Here is a 17,451-nt window from a genome sequence, read left to right as displayed (position 1 = left end):
GCGTTGCTCACCCGGGCATCCTCTCAGCCGGGCGCCGGCCGGTGGGCGCCGGGGCTCCCGACGCCGGTGGGCGCGTGGCCGGTGGCGCGTGGCCGGTGGCGCCGTGCCCGTGCCTCCGGGCGGCCGCCGGAAGGTGCCGCCGCGCTGCGCGCTGCCGCCGTGGCGCCTCAGACCCGGTACTGCACCGCCAGCGGGCAGGCCCACACGTCCAGCCCGCCGCGACCCACCCGGTTGAGGTAGGTCGCCACGGCGCGGTAGCTCTGCGCGATCGAGGTCTCGGTGTACCGGACCTCGAGCTGCTCGCAGTACGCGCGCACCATGGGGGCCACCTTGCGGAGGTTCGGCCGGGCCATCGAGGGGAACAGGTGGTGCTCGACCTGGAAGTTCAGGCCGCCCATGAACGTGTCCACCCAGCGCCCGCCGGAGATGTTCCGGCTCATGAGCACCTGCCGGCGCAGGAAGTCGATCTTCACGGTCGGCGGCACGATCGGCATGCCGATGTGGTTGGGCGCGAAGGACAGGCCCATGTAGAGGCCGAAGACCGCGAGCTGGACGCCGATGAAGGCGGCGGCCTTGCCCGGGGAGAGGACGAGGAACACCAGGGCGAAGTAGCTGACGAGCCGGAAGGCGATGAAGGACAGCTCGACCCAGCGGCGCTTGACCTCCCCGCGCCCGAGCACCCGCTTGATGCCCTGCACGTGGAGATTGACGCCCTCGAGGAGGAGCAGGGGGAAGAAGAACCAGCCCTGCTTGGTGGCCAGCCACCTGGTGAGGCGGGTCTTGCGGGCCTCGGCGGCCTGCGGCGTGTACGCGAGCACGCCGGGGGCGATGTCGGGGTCCGCGTCGAGCTTGTTGGGGGCGGCGTGGTGCTTGTTGTGCTTGCGCTGCCACCACCCCAGGCCCATGCCCGCGAAGAGGTTCACGACGATGAGCGAGACCCACTCGTTCCACTTTCCGGAGACGAAGATCTGCCGGTGCGCGGCGTCGTGGCCGACGAAGGCGATCTGCGTCATCAGCAGCGCCAGGACGACGGCCGTGCCCATCTGCCACCACGTGTCGCCGAGGGCGACGAAGCCGACGGCGAGGGCCAGGCCCGCGGCGGTGAGGCCGATCAGCTTCGACCAGTAGTAGCCGTACGCCCGGCGCATGAGCCCGGCGGCCTGCACCCGCTGGGTGAGCGTGGTGAAGTCGCTGACCTGCCGCTCGCGCGCGGCCCCGCGCGGCGGACGGCCGGGGCCGGCCGGTTCGTCGGCGAGAGGGGATCGGGTGAGGGTCTGGCTCAAGGCCGCCTCCTGGTGGTCGAGGGGGCGCGACCTGGGCCGCACTGGCGGACAGAACCGTCCGCCTCGTCGAGTGTGGCACGGAACCACCTGAGGCGATACCGGAACCTACGGTTGCGTAACCCTCGTGGCGCGCCGCCCGGCTTGATCAGGCCTCGAACCGCCGACCGGTGAGCTGCTCGTAGGCCTCGACGTACCGCTCGCGGGTGCGCTCGACGACCTCGTGCGGCAGCTCGGGCGGGGGCGCCGCACCGCCGCGGTCCCAGCCGGAGGCGGGCGAGACGAGCCAGTCCCGCACGAACTGCTTGTCGAAGCTGAGCTGGGGCCGGCCGGGGGTGTAGTCGGCGGCGCCCCAGAAGCGTGAGGAGTCCGGGGTGAGGACCTCGTCACCGAGGACCACGTCGGGCTCGCCGGGCTGGGGCGAGGCGCCGAACTCGAGCTTGGTGTCCGCCAGCAGGATTCCGCGGGCCGCGGCGATCCGCGCGGCGCGGGCGTACACGGCCAGCGTCGTCTCGCGCAGCCCCCGGGCGACGGCCGGCCCCACCCGCTCGGCCGTCTGCTCGAAGGTGATGTTCTCGTCGTGCTCGCCGACCTCCGCCTTCGCGGCCGGCGTGAAGATCGGCTCCGGCAGCTTCTCGCTCTCCACCAGCCCCGGCGGCAGCGGGACGCCGCACACCGACGACGACGCCCGGTACTCCGTCATCGCGGACCCGGTGAGATACCCGCGGGCGACGCACTCGATCGGGTACATGCGCAGCTGCCGGCAGATCATCGCGCGCCCGGCGACCTCGTCGGGCACGTCGAGGGAGACCACGTGGTTCGGCACGACGTCGGTGAGCTGGTCGAACCACCACAGGCTCATGGCGGTGAGGATCTTGCCCTTGTCCGGGATGGTGGTGGGCAGGACGTAGTCGTAGGCGCTGATGCGGTCGGACGCGACCACCAGCACCACGTCGCCCTCGGCGCCCGAGGCCTCCCGCGGCACGTACAGGTCCCGCACCTTGCCCGAGTAGGTGTGCGTCCAGCCCTCGAGGTCGGGGGCGCTCCCCCCAGCGGTGGTCATGTCCCTCATCCTGGCAGCACGGCCCCCCGGGTGCGGAATGCGTCCCGTGATGCGAGTGGCGAGCCTCTCACAGGCAACTCATGGCACCAGGACGGTGGGTCCATGGCCGACCGCGTACCGTCTTGCGGGAAACCGTGAGCATCTCCCCGACCCTGGAGGAACCGAGACATGGCAAGCGAGAAGCCCGTCGGTGTGGCAGACATCGGCGTGACCGGCCTGGCGGTCATGGGCTCGAACCTGGCCCGCAACTTCGCGCGCCACGGGCACACCGTCGCCATCCACAACCGGAGCTACGCCAAGACCGAGCGCCTCGTGGCGGAGCACGGCGACGACGGCAGCTTCGTCCCGTCGGAGTCGATCGCGGACTTCGTCGCCTCCCTGGCCAAGCCCCGCGTCGCCGTCATCATGGTGAAGGCCGGCGCCGGTACCGACGCCGTCATCGACCAGCTGGCCGAGCACATGGAGCCCGGCGACATCATCGTCGACGCCGGCAACGCGCACTTCCCGGACACCATCCGCCGCGAGCAGACGCTGAAGGAGAAGGGGCTGCACTTCGTCGGCTCCGGCGTCTCCGGCGGCGAGGAGGGCGCGCTCAACGGCCCGTCCATCATGCCCGGCGGCACCAAGGAGTCCTACGACCGCCTCGGCCCGATGCTCGAGTCCATCTCCGCGCAGGTCGACGGCGTCCCGTGCTGCGTGCACGTCGGCCCCGACGGCGCCGGCCACTTCGTCAAGATGGTGCACAACGGCATCGAGTACGCCGACATGCAGCTGATCGCCGAGGCCTACGACCTGCTGCGCCAGGGCCTGGGGGCCTCCGCCGCCGAGATCGGCGAGATCTTCGAGGAGTGGAACTCCGGGGACCTGGAGTCCTTCCTCATCGAGATCTCCGCGGACGTGCTCAAGCACACCGACCCGCAGACCGGCAAGGCGTTCGTGGACATCGTCCTGGACCAGGCCGAGCAGAAGGGCACCGGCCGTTGGACGGTGCAGAACGCCCTCGACCTGGGCGTGCCGATCACCGGCATCGCCGAGGCCACCTTCGCCCGCGCCCTCTCCGGCTCCGTGCCGCAGCGCGAGGCCGCCCGCAAGGCGCTGCCCGCCAACGCCGGCACGTGGGAGGTCGAGGACCGCGCCGCCTTCATCGAGGACGTGCGCCAGGCCCTCTACGCCTCCAAGGTGGTCGCCTACTCGCAGGGCTTCGACCAGATCGCCGCGGCCAGCGACGAGTTCGGCTGGGACATCGACCGCGGCGCGATGGCCCGCATCTGGCGCGGCGGCTGCATCATCCGCGCGAAGTTCCTCAACCGCATCACCGAGGCGTACGAGCGCCAGGCGGACCTGCCCCTGCTGCTCGCCGACCCGTACTTCACCGAGGCCGTGGGCAACGGCGTCGCCGCCTGGCGCCGCGTCGTCTCCCAGGCCGCGCTCAACGGCGTGCCCACGCCGGCGTTCGCCTCCTCGCTGAGCTACTACGACGGCATCCGCGCCGAGCGCCTGCCCGCCGCGCTCATCCAGGGCCAGCGCGACTACTTCGGCGCGCACACCTACCACCGCGTGGACGCCGACGGCGTGTTCCACACCCTGTGGTCCGGCGACCGGTCGGAGGAGAAGCAGTCCTGACCGACTGACCCGTCACGCGAAACGGGCCGCCCGGCACTGCCGGGCGGCCCGTTGTGTTCGTCGCCAAGCCCCGTGGGGCGCGAGACGCTTCCGCGAAACGTCATCTCCTCCCCCAGACGTCATCCCCTCCCCCAGACGTCATTTGTGCCGCGAGACATGTCCCCCTCCTCGCCCGGTTCGACGACGTCGGCAGCGATGAGGCTGCGTCGCTCCGCGCCGCGTCGCGAGCGTGCCATCGGCCCGCCCGTGTGCTCGCGAAGGACGTGCTCACCCCCGTGACATTTCGGGGAGAAGATGACATCTCGCCGGTGTGTTGCCGCAGAGGGGCCGGCCGCATGGCGCCACGCCGATCGTTGCGGGCGGCCTCCGCGGGTCAGCGCCCGGCGGCGATGTCCGACCGGTGCTGGGAGCCGTCCAGGGCGATGCGCTCGACGCCGGCGTAGGCCGTCGCCCGCGCGGCCTGGATGTCCGGGCCCGTCCCGACGACGCTGAGCACCCGGCCGCCCGCGCTGACGAGCCGGCCCTCGCCGTCGAGCGAGGTGCCCGCGTGCAGGACGTGGACGCCGTCGAGCTCCTCGGCCTCGTCGACGCCGGTGATCGGGTCGCCCTTGCGGACCTTTCCGGGGTACCCGTGGGCGGCGACGACCACCGTCACGGCGGCGTCGTCGGTCCAGCGCAGGCTCTCCGCCTGGTCCAGGCGCCCGGTGGCCGCGGCCATCAGCGCCTCACCCAGCGAGGACTCCAGGCGGGCGAGCACCACCTGCGTCTCCGGGTCGCCGAACCGGACGTTGAACTCCACCACGCGCAGGCCGCGGGAGGTCAGCGCCAGCCCGCAGTACAGCAGCCCCACGAACGGCGTGCCGCGCCGTGCCATCTCGGCCACCACGGGCGTCGCCACGCGCTCGACCACCTCGGCGGTCAGCCCGGCGGGCGCCCACGGCAGCGGCGAGTACGCGCCCATGCCGCCGGTGTTCGGCCCGGAGTCGCCGTCGCCCAGGCGCTTGAAGTCCTGCGCGGGCTCCAGCGGCACCACGGCGGCGCCGTCGCACAGGCAGAACAGAGAGATCTCCGGGCCGTCGAGGTACTCCTCGACGACGACGGCCGGCTCGCCCTGGGTGGCGGCGTCCCCGCCCGTCTTGGCCAGGCAGGCGCGGGCGTGCTGCAGCGCCGCGTCCCGGTCGGACGTCACCACGACGCCCTTGCCGGCCGCGAGGCCGTCGTCCTTGACCACGTACGGGGCGCCGAACGCGTCGAGCGCGTCGGCCACCTGCTCCAGCGTGGTGCACACCCGCGCCAGCGCGGTGGGGACCTCGGCCGCCGCCATGACCTCCTTGGCGAAGGCCTTGGAGCCCTCGAGCCGGGCGGCGTCGCCGCCGGGGCCGAAGCAGGCGATGCCGGCCTCGCGCACGGCGTCCGCGACACCGGCGACCAGGGGCGCCTCGGGCCCGATGACGACGAGGTCGGCGGCCATCTTCCGGGCGGCGGCCACCACGGCCGCCCCGTCGAGGACGTCCAGGTCGACGTTGGTTGCGACCGCCGCGGTGCCGGGGTTCCCGGGGGCGACGACGAGCGCCTCGGTCTGGGGGTCACGGGCCAGGGCGCGGGCCAGGGCGTGCTCGCGCGCGCCCGACCCCACGAGCAGGATCCTCACCCGCCAGAGCCTACTGGCGGCGGTCGCGCCGCCCGCGGGGCCGTCCACGCCCCGGGCACCCTCCGGCCGCTCGCCGTCCGCCTGCCCGGGTTCGCTCCGCGCGCTACCGTCCTGCTGTGCGCACCGGCACCGGCGCCCGGACCGCCGCCCTCCTGGCGGCGTCGCTCGCGCTGGCCGGGTGCCTGCGCGTGGAGGCCGACGTCGCCGTCGGCCCCGACGACACGGTCGACATGGCCGTCACGATGCTGGACCTCTCCGGCACGGTGGGCCGCGAGGACCCGGACTGTGCCGACGTCGTGGACGACCTCGCCGACGACGACGCCGTCCCGGACGTGGACTACGCCATCGAGGACATCACCGCCGGCGGCGACGTCGGCTGCGCCGTCTCGGTCGAGGACGCGCCGCTGGAGGAGATGCGCGCGGAGGGGATGTCGCTGACCCGCACGGGCGAGGTCTACACCTTCACGCTGGCGGGCGACCCGGGCCTCGGCGAGGACCTCCGCTCGCTGCCCGGCCTGGAGACCACGCTCGCCGTCACGTTCCCGGGGCCCGTCCTCGACGCCGGCGGCGGCGACGTCACCGGAAGCACGGTCACCTGGACCGATCCGGAGGCACTGGCGGCCGGGGTCACCGCCACCGGGGCGGCGGGCGCCGGTATCGCGCCGACCGACGCCGGGACGGGCACCGCCGACGAGCCCACCGGCGACGCGCCGTCCGCCGAGCGCCCCGGCAGCGGCGACATGGCGTGGCTGTGGTGGGTGCTCCTCGCCGTCGTCCTCCTCGGCGTGGCCGGCGCGGTGGTGCGCGCGGTCAGCGTCAGGCGGTGAAGAGCCACCTGGTCGCGCGCTCGGCGAGCTCGCCCTCGCGGTCGATGACGGCGAACGCACGGGTGGGTGCGATCTCCACCAGCAGGTTCTGCCTGAGGAAGTCCGCGCCCAGGCCGGGCGCGACCCGCTGGTACTTGGCCAGGTAGCGGCCGATCCAGGTCTCGCGCCGGGCGTGGTCCACCACCGTGACGGCCCGCCCCTCCAGGGAGAGGGACTCGACGGTGTCGTCCACGGCGAACGCCACGCGCGGGTTGGCCTCCAGGTCCGCCGCCTTGCGGGAGTGCGGGCCGCAGGAGAACGCGAACCGGTGCTCGCCGTCCTCCCACACGCCCCACACCGGGCGGGTGTGCGGCTGGCCCGCCCCGGAGGCGGTGGCCACCCAGTAACTGCGGGACCCGGCCAGCCGCTCCGCGGCCCAGGACCACGGCAGCGCCTCCCACCGGCCGGCGCCGACGCCGTAGTCGGGCATGTAGGGGCGTTCCGCGCGTGGCTCACCCATGCCGACACGGTAGGCGCCGCGGCGGCGCGGCGGGAGTCCCGACTTCGATCGGGCCGGGCGCAGACGGGGCCGGCCGGCCCGCGGCATGCGGACCGGCCGGCCGGCGATCGGTCAGGCAGTCGCCGTCACTTCTCCAGGCGCTCGCGCAGCCGCGCCAGCTGGTCGGTCATGGCGTCCGGCAGCCGGCCGCCGAACTGGGCGAAGTACTCCTCGGTCAGGTCGGCCTCGGCGGTCCAGCTGGCCGGGTCGATCGCGAACAGCTCGGCGAGCTGCTGCTCGCTCACGTCCAGGCCCTCGAGGTTGAGGTCCCCGGCGCGAGGCAGGCGGCCGGTGGCCGCGTCCACCGCGTCCACCTCGCCGTTGACCCGGCGCAGGGCCCACTCCAGCACGCGGGAGTTCTCGCCGAACCCGGGCCAGAGGTACTTGCCCTCGGCGCTCTTGCGGAACCAGTTGACCTGGAAGATGCGCGGCGCCTTCGTCCCGAGCTTCTCGCCCATCTCCAGCCAGTGGCCCCAGTAGTCGGCCATGTTGTAGCCGCAGAAGGGCAGCATCGCGAAGGGGTCGCGGCGCAGCGAGCCGACGGCGCCCTCGGCGGCCGCGGTCTGCTCGGAGGAGACGGTGGCGCCGATGAACACGCCGTGCTCCCAGTCGTAGGCCTCGGCCACGAGCGGGACGTTGGTGGCGCGGCGCCCGCCGAAGAGGATGACGTCGATCGGCACACCACCGAGGTCCTCCCACTCCGGGGCGATGGACGGCGCCTGGTCCGCGCGCACGGTGAACCGGGAGTTCGGGTGCGCTGCGGGCCTGCCGGACCCGGGCGTCCAGTCGTTGCCCTGCCAGTCGACGAGGTGCTCGGGCACCTCGTCGGTCAGCCCCTCCCACCACACGTCGCCGTCGTCGGTCAGGGCCACGTTGGTGAAGATGACGTCGTGGCCGAGTGCCGCGATCGCCGTCGGGTTGGTGGACTCGCCGGTGCCGGGGGCCACGCCGAAGAAGCCGGCCTCGGGGTTGATGGCGTAGAGCCGGCCGTCCTCGCCGGGCCGCATCCAGGCGATGTCGTCGCCGATGGTCTCGACCTTCCAGCCCGGGACGGTCGGGCGCAGCATGGCCAGGTTGGTCTTGCCGCAGGCGGACGGGAAGGCGGCCGCGAGGTGGTAGACCCGCTGGTCCGGACCGGTGATCTTGAGGATGAGCATGTGCTCGGCCATCCAGCCCTCGTCGCGGCCGAGGACCGAGGCGATGCGGAGCGCGTAGCACTTCTTGCCCAGCAGGGCGTTGCCGCCGTAGCCGGAGCCGTAGGACCAGATCTCCCGGGTCTCGGGGAAGTGGACGATGTACTTGGTGTCGTTGCACGGCCAGGCGACGTCCGGGCGGGTGGCGCCGTCGGCGTCGCGCAGGGGGTACCCGACCGAGTGGACGGCGGGGACCCAGTCCGCGCCCTTGTCGATCTGGTCCAGGGCCGCGGCGCCCATGCGGGTCATGATGCGCATGGAGACGACGACGTACGGCGAGTCGGTCAGCTCCACGCCCACGCGGGAGATCGGCCCGCCCACCGGGCCCATCGAGAACGGGACGACGTACATGGTGCGCCCGCGCATGGAGCCGGCGAACACCCCCTTGAGCTCGGCGCGCATCGCCGTCGGCTCGGCCCAGTTGTTGGTCGGACCGGCATCGATCTCCTTCTCCGAGGCGATGAAGGTGCGCGACTCGACGCGGGCGACGTCGGAGGGCTCGGAGCGGGCGAGGTAGCTGCCCGGGCGCTTGGCCTCGTTGAGCTTGATGAAGGTGCCGGCCTCGACCAGCTGCTCCGCGAACCGGTCGTACTCCTCCTGGGAGCCGTCGCACACGTAGATCTGGTCGGGCTCGGTCAGGGCCGCGATCTGCTGGACCCAGGCGTACAGGTCCGGGTCGTCGATCGGCAGGCCGGTCACAGGCACGCCGGTGCGGGGTCGGGCGTCAGTCGTCGTCATGCTGTCCTCCGAGGGTCCATCGGCACGCTCTCTCGCGTCCTGTATCCACTCTCGGTGCATTACGGGCCCCCTTCAACGCGGACCTGGTGGTAAAAACGGCCAAAGTTTCGGTACTGTCAAACCATGGCCGTCGAGACCTCTGTCACACAGACTTCCAGACACGGCACCGATCCGCTCGTCCTCGGGCGCCGAATCCGGCACGCCCGGACGAGCGCCAACCTGACCCTGCGTCAGCTCGCCGACGCGGTGGGCTCAACGACAAGCCAGCTCTCCCTGGTGGAGAACGGCCGGCGCGAGCCCCGGCTGTCCCTCCTCACCGCGATCGCGGAGGTGCTCGGCACCACCGCCGCCCAGCTGCTGAGCGTCGAGCCGCCGCCTGACCGGCGGGCTCAGCTGGAGATCGCGCTGGAGCGGGCGCAGCGCGGGCCGCTGTTCGCCTCGCTCGGGGTGCCGCCCGTGCGGCCGGGGCGGCGGCTGCCCCTGGACGCCCTGGAGTCGCTGGTCGCCCTGCACGGCGAGCTGGAGCGGCGGGCCCGGGCGTCGATCGCGACGCCCGAGGAGGCCCGGCGCATCAACACCGAGCTGCGCCTGGAGATGCAGGAGCGCAACAACTACGTGCCCGAGATCGAGGAGATCGCCGAGGAGTTCGTGCGGTCCGTGGGCTACACGGGCGGCGCGCTCACCCACCGCATGGTGTCGCAGATGGCGGAGCGTCTCGGGTTCACCATCATCCACGTCGACGACCTGCCGCACTCCACCCGCACGGTCACGGACCTGGAGAACGGCCGCATCTACCTCCCGCCCGCGTCCATCCCGGGCGGGTACGGGCTGCGCTCCCTCGCGCTGCAGGCCATGGCCCACCGGATCTTCGGCCACGAGAGCCCGAAGAACTACGGCGACTTCCTCCGCCAGCGCCAGGAGCTGGCGTACTTCACCGCCTGCTGCCTGGTCCCGCGCTTCGCCGCCGTCACGTTCCTGGAGCGGCAGAAGGCGGCCAAGGACCTGGCCATGGAGGACTTCCGCGACGCGTTCGGCGTCACGCACCACTCCGCGGCGCAGCGCTTCACCAACCTGGCAACATCGCTGCTGGGCATCCCGGTGCACTTCATCCGCGCCAACAGCGACGGCGCGCTCTACCGCGGCTACGAGAACGACGGCGTGCCGCTGCCCACCGACGCCACCGGCGCCATCGAGGGCCAGCTGCTGTGCCGGAAGTGGGCCGCGCGCGCGGCGTTCACGCGCCGCGACCGGACCACGGAGTTCTTCCAGTACACCGACACCCCGGCCGGCACGTACTGGTGCAGCACGCAGACGGGCGCGACAACGGACGCGGAGTTCTCCATCACGCTGGGGGTGCCGTTCGCGCACGCCAAGTGGTTCCGGGGGCGCGAGACCACCCGCCGGGCCCGGTCCACCTGCCCGGACGAGAGCTGCTGCCGGCGCCCGAGCCCGGACCTGATCGCCCGGTGGCGGGACAAGTCGTGGCCCAGCGCGAAGATGCACGCGCACGTCCTCAGCCCGCTGCCCTCCGGCACCTTCCCCGGGGTGGACGACACGGAGGTCTACGAGTTCCTCCAGGCCCACGCTCCCGACGAGAGCTGACGCCCCGCCCGCTCCCCGCCCGCGAGACGTCAACTCCTCCCCGAGACGTCAACTTCTCCCCGGAACGTCAACTTCGCCTCGAGACCTCAACTGTTCCGGGCACGTCGCCGTCCTCAGCGGGAGCGGCGCCGTACCCAGGCCCGAACTCTCGATTCGCGCGGAGTTTCCAGCCCGGGTCCATACCGTTCCGAGATGTCAGGGAGCAGGTGACATCTCGCGGAGAAGATGACATGTCGCGGAAATGGCGCTTCGCCCCCGGGGGATGGCGCTCCCGGGCGGGGCGGGCGTCAGGAGAGCAGGTCGTGGCGCACGATCGTGGCGTCGCGGTCCGGGCCGACGCCGATCGAGGAAATGCGCGTGCCGCTCATCTCCTCCAGCGCCAGCACGTAGCGCTGGGCGTTGGCCGGCAGGTCCTCGAAGGTCCGCGCGCCGGAGATGTCCTCCGACCAGCCGTCGAGCTCCTCGTGGACCGGCTTCGCGTGGTGGAAGGAGGACTGGTCCATCGGCATCTCGTCGTGGCGCACCCCGTCGACCTCGTAGGCCACGCACACCGGCAGCTTCTCCAGCCCGGTGAGCACGTCGAGCTTGGTCATCACCAGGTCAGTCAGGCCGTTGACCCGCGTGGCGTACCGGGCGACGACGGCGTCGTACCAGCCGGTGCGGCGGGGACGGCCGGTCGTGGTGCCGTACTCCCCGCCGGTCCGGCGCAAGAACTCGCCCATCTCGTCGTGCAGCTCGGTCGGGAAGGGCCCCTCCCCGACGCGGGTGGTGTACGCCTTGATCACGCCGACGACCCGGTCGATGCGCGTGGGGCCGATGCCTGAGCCCGTGCACGCCCCGGCCGCCGTCGCGGAGGAGGAGGTCACGAACGGGTAGGTGCCGTGGTCGACGTCGAGCATCGTCGCCTGCCCGGCCTCGAAGACGACCGTCTCGCCCCGGTCCAGCGCCTCGTTGAGCACCAGGGACGCGTCGGCCACCATCGGGCGGATGCGCTCGGCGTAGGAGAGCAGCTCGTCGGTGGTCTGGTCCACGTCGACGGCGCGGCGGTTGAAGACCTTCACCAGCAGCTGGTTCTTCTGTGCCAGGGCGCCCTCGACCTTCTGGCGCAGGATCGACGCGTCGAACAGGTCCTGGATCCGGATGCCCACCCGGTTCATCTTGTCCGCGTACGTGGGGCCGATGCCCCGGCCGGTCGTGCCGATCTGCCGCTTGCCGAGGAAGCGCTCGGTGACCTTGTCCAGCGTGCGGTTGTACGGCGGGATGATGTGCGCGCTCGCCGAGACCAGCAGCCTGGAGGTGTCGACGCCGCGCACCTGCAGCCCCTCGATCTCGGAGAAGAGCACCTCGAGGTCGACGACGACGCCGTTGCCGATCACGGGCGTGCAGCCCGGGGTGAGGATGCCCGAGGGCAGCAGGTGCAGCGCGTACTTCTCCTCGCCGACCACCACGGTGTGGCCGGCGTTGTTGCCGCCGTTGAACTTCACGACGTAGTCGACGCGCGTGCCGAGCTGATCGGTCGCCTTGCCCTTGCCCTCGTCGCCCCACTGCGCTCCGACGACCACCACGGCTGGCATATCGATCCTCTCAGGACTCCCGGACGCCGGTCGGCGCCCAGACGAGGCTACCGGACACCGTGCGGACCACCCGGGCGTCCGTGGACGGGCCGCGGACCCCCGGCCCCGCGAGCGGCGTCGGCACGTCCCGCCGGCCGAGTGGCGCGCGCAGCTCTCACAGACCCTGGTGGGCAACGTCACCGAGCCGATGCGGCATCCACCGGCCCCCACGGCGGTCCCGGAGGGCGCCGGTGACACGCCCGACGTGCATCCGGCCGCGCAGCGCGTTAGTTTCGGATGGTGGCGGCGTGAGCCGTCGCGTTCGACAAGCACCGAAGAAGACTTCTCGGCAGGCCGGCGAAGGAAGCGCGCATGATCCAGATCTCGGCGTCGTCCACGACGGCGACGGTCGCGATCGCGGGCGACCTCGACCTCGCGGAGCGGGGCCAGTTCCCTGAGGTCACCGCGCGAGTGAGCGGCCTGCGTCGGCAGCTGCTCGTCCTGGACATGTGCGACGTCACGTTCATGGACTCCACGGGCGCCGCGTTCCTCATGGCCCTCGCCCAGGCCTCCGCCCGTCGCGGCGGCGCCACCGTCCTGCGCGGCGCGAGCGAGCGGGAGCTGTTCGTGCTGGAGGTGTGCGGGGCGCTGGACCTCTTCCGGCTCGACCCCGAGCACCGCTGCTCACCCGAGGACCGCGCGGCCGGCTACGCCAACGTGCCGCAGAACGCGCACTGAGAGCAGCTCGCCCCACCCGTTCCCACCGGCCGTCCTTCCCGGAGGCTGCCGCAGCGCTGCCGTGGCGGTAGTCGCGTGCGTCCTACGACAGCACGTACCGCCGGCGAATGAGGCCGGGACGGGTCGGCCCGGGCCCGTGCCTCACGCTTCCGGACCGGACGGCCGGGCGGGTTCCGAGCGCAGCCGCGCCCACACGACCTTGCCGGACGACGTCGGCCGCCACCCCCAGTCCGCCAGCCGGTCCACGATGTGCATCCCGAAGCCGCCCACGCGGCCGGTGGAACGCTCCCGCGTGATGGGCGGGGCGGGGTTGGAGTCCTCGACCTCGATGCGCAGCCCGTCGCCGGTGTCCTGCAGCCGGAGCACGATCCGGCCCCAGCCGTGCATGACGGCGTTGGCCATCAGCTCGGAGATCACCAGCTCGGCCGCCGCGACGTCGTCGATGCCCCACGCCGCGCACGCGCGGCGCACGGCGTGGCGGGCCCGGCCTATTGACGCCGGGTCGAGCGGCAGCTGCCAGCGCCGGCGGCGCGGGGCGGCCACCTCCGCCTCCCCCTCGGGCCCGCCGGGCACGCGGATGACGACCATCGCGACGTCGTCCTCCGGGGCGTCCGCCAGCTGCAGCAGCTCCTCGCCCACCCCCGCGGCGTCCCGGACGTCCACGTGGGAACAGAGCTCGACCAGCGCGTCCAGGCCCTCGCGCATGGGGCGGTCCCTACGCTCGATGAGGCCGTCGGTGTAGAACACCAGCACGTCGCCGGGCAGCACCCGGGCGTGCGCCGTCCGCCGCTCCCGGGCGCTGAACCCGACGAGCGTGCCGCCGGCCTCGTTCAGCTCGCTGACCTCGCCGGCGCGGACGCGGAGCGCGGGCAGGTGGCCGGCGCGTGAGTAGGCCATGTCCCAGGCGCCGTCCTCGCAGGGGGTGAAGGCGGCGTACACGAGGGAGGCGGTGCGGGGCATGCGCATCCCCGTCACCAGCGCGTCCACGCGGCCCAGCACGGTGCCGGGGTCCACGAGCTCGGCGGCGAAGGCGCGGACCACCGAGCGCAGCTGGCCCATCGAGGCCGCCGCCTCGACGTCGTGGCCGACGACGTCACCGATGACGACCGCGACGATGCCGTCCCGCAGGTTGACGACGTCGTACCAGTCGCCGCCGACCTGCGCGTGCTCGGCGTTGGGCGCGTAGTACGTCCACACGTCGAGCCCCGCGACGTCGGCCTGCTCGGGCAGCATCGCCCGCTGCAGCGTCTCGGCCAGGGCGTGCTCACGGGCGTAGAGCTGGGCGTTGTCCATCGCCATCCCGACGCGTCGGGCGACGAGCTCCAGGACGGTCCCGACCTCGTCCTCCACGCCCGGCACGGCCGTGCCGCTCTCGTCGACGAGCTCGTCGGGCAGGGCGGCCGGGTCGCGGTGCGCGACGGCGACGAGCAGCCCCAGCGTGCGCTGGCGTCCGAGCACCGGCAGCACGATCAGCTCGCGGTCGCCCGGGGGCCGGCCCCGCGTGTGCGGCCGGACCAGCTCGACCAGATCACCGGTGAGGGTCCCGTCGTCCTGGACCGCGTCGGCGTCCAAGGTCACCCGGCGCATCGTCGTGCCGAGCAGCAGCTCGAGGACCTCGTCGTGCTCCCCGGCCTCGCGGCGGAGGGTCAGCGGCCGGACGGGCGGCGGGTCGTCGTCGATGCCGTCCGCCTCGTGCAGGGCGCGGTCGTTGACGAAGAAGCCCGCCCACGACACGAGCTGGCGGGTGAGCAGGTCGGCGATGGCGCGCAGCACGTCCGCGGAGTCGGAGTCCTGGAGCAGGTCCGAGACCCGTGCCACCAGGCTGAGCCCGATCCGTGCGCGCCGCTCGATCGCGAGCCGTAGCCGCTCGAGCTGAGCGCTGGCGACCTGCGCGGAGACGTCGCGCACGACGGCGGTCCACAGCTGCGCGCCGACGCCCGCGACGTGCAGCGGCGCCAGCTGCACCGCCGCCCAGTACTCCGTGCCGTCGGCCTTGCGCGACAGCACGGTCAGCGAGGCCGGCTCGCCGGCCTGCAGCGCGGCACGCATCGCGCGCTGGCCGTCGATGTACAGGCTGGGGTGACGGATCTCCCGGTCGGGGGCGAGCAGCTCCGCGCGCGGGTAGCCGGTGAGCACCTCGGCGGCCTCGTTGGCGGCCACTATGCGCCAGCTGTGGTGCTCCCCCACGCGCAGCACCACCACCGCCGCGGGCAGCTGCTCGAGCACGGCCGGCGCGAGCGCCGTGCGCATCCCCTCCAGGACGTCACCTTCACCTTCGGCGACGTGGCCGCCCTGCGCCGTCTCCGCGGCGACGTCGGGCGCGCCGACCCCGTGAGGGGATTTACCCATTTGCCTCTCCGATCGTCTAGCGTTCCCTACGATGCCTCGCGCACGGCCGAACCGCACGTGCGCCTATCTTGGCCGAGAGGAACAGCCGTGCATGACGTGACGCAGGACGAGCCGCCCGCTGACTCGGGCGCCGCCACGGGCGAGAGCGGTTCCGTCCACGTCATGGTCTCACCTGCGCGGACGCGTCTGGTCCTGTCGGGCGAGATCGACGTGGCGCTCGCCGGCGAGCTGGCGGAGGCGGTCTCGGACGCCGAGCGCGCGGCCCTCCCCGTCGAGATCGACGCCCGCCACATCACGTTCATGGACTCCTCGGGCGTGAGCATGCTGGCCCGCCTGGCGCACCGGACCCCTGGCCGGCTGGCCATGATCCAGCCGCCGGACGTGGTGCGCTTCCTTCTCGAGGTCACCCGCATCGGTGAGGTTGTCGACGTGCTCGACGCCGACCCCGGCTTCCCGGAGAACTCGCCCGAGCCCGACAACGCCGCCTGACGGCATCCGGCGCCGGGGCCTGCACGGTTGGCCACAGGCCCGGCCCTGACGAAGAGGCCCGGCACCCCGCGCGGGTGCCGGGCCTCGCCGTGTCGGGGCGCTCAGGCCATCTTGTTGCCCGCGGAGCGCAGCTGCTGGCAGGCCTCGACGACGCGCGCGGCCATGCCCGCCTCGGCGAGCTTGCCCCAGGCGCGCGGGTCGTAGGCCTTCTTGTTGCCCACCTCGCCGTCGATCTTGAGCACGCCGTCGTAGTTCTTGAACATGTGGTCCACGACCGGGCGGGTGAAGGCGTACTGCGTGTCGGTGTCGATGTTCATCTTGATGACGCCGTTGTCCACCGCGAGCGCGATCTCCTCCGCGGTCGAGCCGGAGCCGCCGTGGAAGACGAGGTCGAAAGGCTTGTCCTTGCCGACCTCCTGGCCAACGACCTGCTGGATCTCGCCGAGCAGCTCCGGGCGGAGCTTGACCGCGCCGGGCTTGTACACGCCGTGCACGTTGCCGAAGGTCAGCGCGGTGAGGTAGCGGCCACGCTCGCCGGTGCCGAGCGCGCTGACGGTGGCCAGGCCGTCCTCGGGGGTGGTGTAGAGCTTCTCGTTGATGGCGGCCTCGTGGCCGTCCTCCTCGCCGCCGACGACGCCGATCTCGATCTCGAGGATCGTGCGCGCCTTCTGGGAGAGCTCGAGGAGCTCCTCGGCGATGACGAGGTTCTCCTCCAGCGGCACCGTCGAGCCGTCGAACATGTGGGACTGGAAGGTGGGCTGCTTGCCCGCGGCCACCTCCTCCGCCTCCAGGGCGAGGAGCGGCTTGACCCAGCGGTCGAGGTTCTCCTTGACGCAGTGGTCGGTGTGGAGCGCGACCGTGATGCCGTACCCGTCGGCCACCTCCCGGGCGTACGCGGCCAGCGCGCGGGTGCCGGCCACCCGGTCCTTGACGGTGGAGCCGGAGGCGTACTCGCCGCCACCGACCGACACCTGGAGGATGCCGTCGCTCTCCGCCTCGGCGAAGCCGCGGAGGGCGGCGGTGACGGTCTGGGAGGAGGTCACGTTGATGGCCGGGTAGGCGAACTTGCCCGCCTTCGCCCGGTCGATCATCTCTGCGTAGGCCTCGGGGGTTGCGATCGGCACGTCAGCACTCCTGTGAGTCGGTGAGGTAGGTCTCGGTCCGATTGTTTCATCATCCTGCCCGCGGTGGGGACCCGGACACCTCGGCGCCCGTGGCAACAGCGCGTCCTGGCCGCCCGTCGCGACGGCGCCTCCCAGCCGCGGGGCGCTCCGCCGGGCCGGCGCGGGCGATCCCCGGCGATCCCCGGCCGGCCGGGGATCGTGCCCGGTGGCGCGCCGGCGCCGGCCTGCCCCGGCCCGTTCCGGCTGTTGACATCCGGGCGGAGGCGCAGTGCAGTACAGGGGCGTGAGCGGTGAAGGAGCTGCAGCCATGAATACCCAGCCGTTGGAGTTCGCGTCCTTCGACAAGCCCGACGAGGTGCGGGAGGGCGACAACTGGCGCCTCGAGCTCGTCAACCTCGCCGGCGGCGCCCAGGTCGGGCGGATCACCATCCAGCCGGGCTGGCGGTGGACCAAGGACGTGGGGCCGGTCGCCGGGACCGACCTGTGCATGGCGCCCCACCAGCAGTACCACGTGTCCGGCCGGATCCACGTCGTCATGGCGGACGGCACGGAGATGGAGGCCGGGCCGGGCGAGGTGACGTCCCTCCCGCCGGGGCACGACGCCTGGGTGGTGGGTGACGAGCCCGCCGTGGCTGTCGACTGGCAGGGCGCCTCGGTCTGGGCGCGGCCCGGCGGCTGAGCCT

General features: G+C 72.8%; 14 protein-coding genes. 6 read left to right on the top strand and 8 right to left on the bottom strand.

The features are described 5' to 3' along the window. Nucleotides 1–167 precede the first annotated feature (167 nt). Both ACF0H8_RS04120 and ACF0H8_RS04115 read right to left on the bottom strand, forming a co-directional pair. Nucleotides 168–1,283 carry a fatty acid desaturase family protein gene (locus ACF0H8_RS04120; protein ID WP_395287722.1) on the bottom strand — a complete coding sequence of 372 codons (1,116 nt, stop codon included), beginning with the start codon at nt 1,281–1,283 and terminating at the stop codon, nt 168–170. Nucleotides 1,284–1,428: 145 nt separating this feature from the next. Beyond that, nucleotides 1,429–2,343 carry a phosphoribosylaminoimidazolesuccinocarboxamide synthase gene (locus ACF0H8_RS04115; protein ID WP_395287721.1) on the bottom strand — a complete coding sequence of 305 codons (915 nt, stop codon included), beginning with the start codon at nt 2,341–2,343 and terminating at the stop codon, nt 1,429–1,431. Nucleotides 2,344–2,511: 168 nt separating this feature from the next. Between ACF0H8_RS04115 and gndA the strand changes: the two genes are divergently transcribed. Beyond that, on the top strand, nt 2,512–3,966 hold the full coding sequence (gndA, locus tag ACF0H8_RS04110) for an NADP-dependent phosphogluconate dehydrogenase (protein WP_395287720.1): 1,455 nt from the start codon (nt 2,512–2,514) through the stop codon (nt 3,964–3,966). A 373-nt stretch (nt 3,967–4,339) separates the two neighbouring features. Here gndA and purD read toward each other — a convergent pair whose 3' ends face one another. Continuing rightward, nucleotides 4,340–5,617, bottom strand: coding sequence for a phosphoribosylamine--glycine ligase (purD, locus tag ACF0H8_RS04105; RefSeq protein ID WP_395287719.1), 1,278 nt, complete (start codon nt 5,615–5,617; stop codon nt 4,340–4,342). Nucleotides 5,618–5,733: 116 nt separating this feature from the next. Here purD and ACF0H8_RS04100 point away from each other — a divergent pair, with 116 nt between their 5' ends. Further along, the gene (locus ACF0H8_RS04100; RefSeq protein WP_395287718.1) at nt 5,734–6,444 is read left to right on the top strand and encodes an LppM family (lipo)protein; all 711 of its coding nucleotides are present in this window, start codon (nt 5,734–5,736) and stop codon (nt 6,442–6,444) included. Here ACF0H8_RS04100 and ACF0H8_RS04095 read toward each other — a convergent pair. Together ACF0H8_RS04095 and ACF0H8_RS04090 are read right to left on the bottom strand one after the other, a co-directional pair. Beyond that, complete coding sequence (locus tag ACF0H8_RS04095) at nt 6,434–6,943, bottom strand: pyridoxamine 5'-phosphate oxidase family protein (protein ID WP_395287717.1); 510 nt, start codon at nt 6,941–6,943, stop codon at nt 6,434–6,436. The genes ACF0H8_RS04100 and ACF0H8_RS04095 overlap by 11 nt on opposite strands. Before the next feature lie 125 nt (nt 6,944–7,068). Continuing rightward, the gene (locus ACF0H8_RS04090; protein WP_395287716.1) at nt 7,069–8,913 is read right to left on the bottom strand and encodes a phosphoenolpyruvate carboxykinase (GTP); all 1,845 of its coding nucleotides are present in this window, start codon (nt 8,911–8,913) and stop codon (nt 7,069–7,071) included. A 123-nt stretch (nt 8,914–9,036) separates the two neighbouring features. On the opposite strand from ACF0H8_RS04090, the gene ACF0H8_RS04085 reads away from it, so the two are divergent. Further along, complete coding sequence (locus ACF0H8_RS04085; protein WP_395287715.1) at nt 9,037–10,515, top strand: helix-turn-helix domain-containing protein; 1,479 nt, start codon at nt 9,037–9,039, stop codon at nt 10,513–10,515. A gap of 287 nt (nt 10,516–10,802) precedes the next feature. Here the strand turns inward: ACF0H8_RS04085 and ACF0H8_RS04080 are convergent, their stop codons facing one another. Continuing rightward, nucleotides 10,803–12,089 (bottom strand): adenylosuccinate synthase, encoded by a 1,287-nt coding sequence (locus ACF0H8_RS04080; protein WP_395287714.1) that lies wholly within the window; start codon nt 12,087–12,089, stop codon nt 10,803–10,805. Nucleotides 12,090–12,440: 351 nt separating this feature from the next. On the opposite strand from ACF0H8_RS04080, the gene ACF0H8_RS04075 reads away from it, so the two are divergent. Further along, on the top strand, nt 12,441–12,806 hold the full coding sequence (locus ACF0H8_RS04075) for an STAS domain-containing protein (RefSeq protein WP_395287713.1): 366 nt from the start codon (nt 12,441–12,443) through the stop codon (nt 12,804–12,806). A 141-nt stretch (nt 12,807–12,947) separates the two neighbouring features. Here the strand turns inward: ACF0H8_RS04075 and ACF0H8_RS04070 are convergent, their stop codons facing one another. Beyond that, nucleotides 12,948–15,155, bottom strand: a complete 2,208-nt coding sequence (locus tag ACF0H8_RS04070) for a SpoIIE family protein phosphatase (RefSeq protein ID WP_395287712.1) — start codon at nt 15,153–15,155, stop codon at nt 12,948–12,950. An 87-nt stretch (nt 15,156–15,242) separates the two neighbouring features. Here ACF0H8_RS04070 and ACF0H8_RS04065 point away from each other — a divergent pair, with 87 nt between their 5' ends. Further along, a complete protein-coding gene (locus ACF0H8_RS04065; protein WP_395287711.1) occupies nt 15,243–15,644 on the top strand; it encodes an STAS domain-containing protein in 402 nt (133 codons plus the stop codon). Between the two features lie 101 nt (nt 15,645–15,745). Here ACF0H8_RS04065 and fbaA read toward each other — a convergent pair whose 3' ends face one another. Continuing rightward, entirely contained in the window at nt 15,746–16,768 is a 1,023-nt protein-coding gene (gene fbaA, locus ACF0H8_RS04060) for a class II fructose-bisphosphate aldolase (protein ID WP_395287710.1), read from the bottom strand. 307 nt (nt 16,769–17,075) lie between these two features. Here fbaA and ACF0H8_RS04055 point away from each other — a divergent pair, with 307 nt between their 5' ends. Next, nucleotides 17,076–17,447, top strand: coding sequence for a cupin domain-containing protein (locus ACF0H8_RS04055; protein WP_395287709.1), 372 nt, complete (start codon nt 17,076–17,078; stop codon nt 17,445–17,447). Nucleotides 17,448–17,451 lie beyond the last annotated feature (4 nt).

The organism is Georgenia sp. AZ-5, from assembly GCF_043952095.1.
In the GTDB taxonomy this organism is placed as follows: Bacteria; Actinomycetota; Actinomycetes; order Actinomycetales; family Actinomycetaceae; genus Georgenia.
Note: the sequence above shows the minus strand (reverse complement) of the source record. Positions and strands in the feature narration are given on the sequence as shown.

Excerpts from the sequence above, each read along its gene's own strand:
- ACF0H8_RS04115 (WP_395287721.1), bottom strand. The coding sequence starts at position 2,343 with ATGACCACCGCTGGGGGGAGCGCCCCCGACCTCGAGGGCTGGACGCAC.
- gndA (WP_395287720.1), top strand. The coding sequence starts at position 2,512 with ATGGCAAGCGAGAAGCCCGTCGGTGTGGCAGACATCGGCGTGACCGGC.
- ACF0H8_RS04095 (WP_395287717.1), bottom strand. The coding sequence starts at position 6,943 with ATGGGTGAGCCACGCGCGGAACGCCCCTACATGCCCGACTACGGCGTC.
- ACF0H8_RS04090 (WP_395287716.1), bottom strand. The coding sequence starts at position 8,913 with ATGACGACGACTGACGCCCGACCCCGCACCGGCGTGCCTGTGACCGGC.
- ACF0H8_RS04085 (WP_395287715.1), top strand. The coding sequence starts at position 9,037 with ATGGCCGTCGAGACCTCTGTCACACAGACTTCCAGACACGGCACCGAT.
- ACF0H8_RS04080 (WP_395287714.1), bottom strand. The coding sequence starts at position 12,089 with ATGCCAGCCGTGGTGGTCGTCGGAGCGCAGTGGGGCGACGAGGGCAAG.
- ACF0H8_RS04075 (WP_395287713.1), top strand. The coding sequence starts at position 12,441 with ATGATCCAGATCTCGGCGTCGTCCACGACGGCGACGGTCGCGATCGCG.
- ACF0H8_RS04070 (WP_395287712.1), bottom strand. The coding sequence starts at position 15,155 with ATGGGTAAATCCCCTCACGGGGTCGGCGCGCCCGACGTCGCCGCGGAG.
- ACF0H8_RS04055 (WP_395287709.1), top strand. The coding sequence starts at position 17,076 with ATGAATACCCAGCCGTTGGAGTTCGCGTCCTTCGACAAGCCCGACGAG.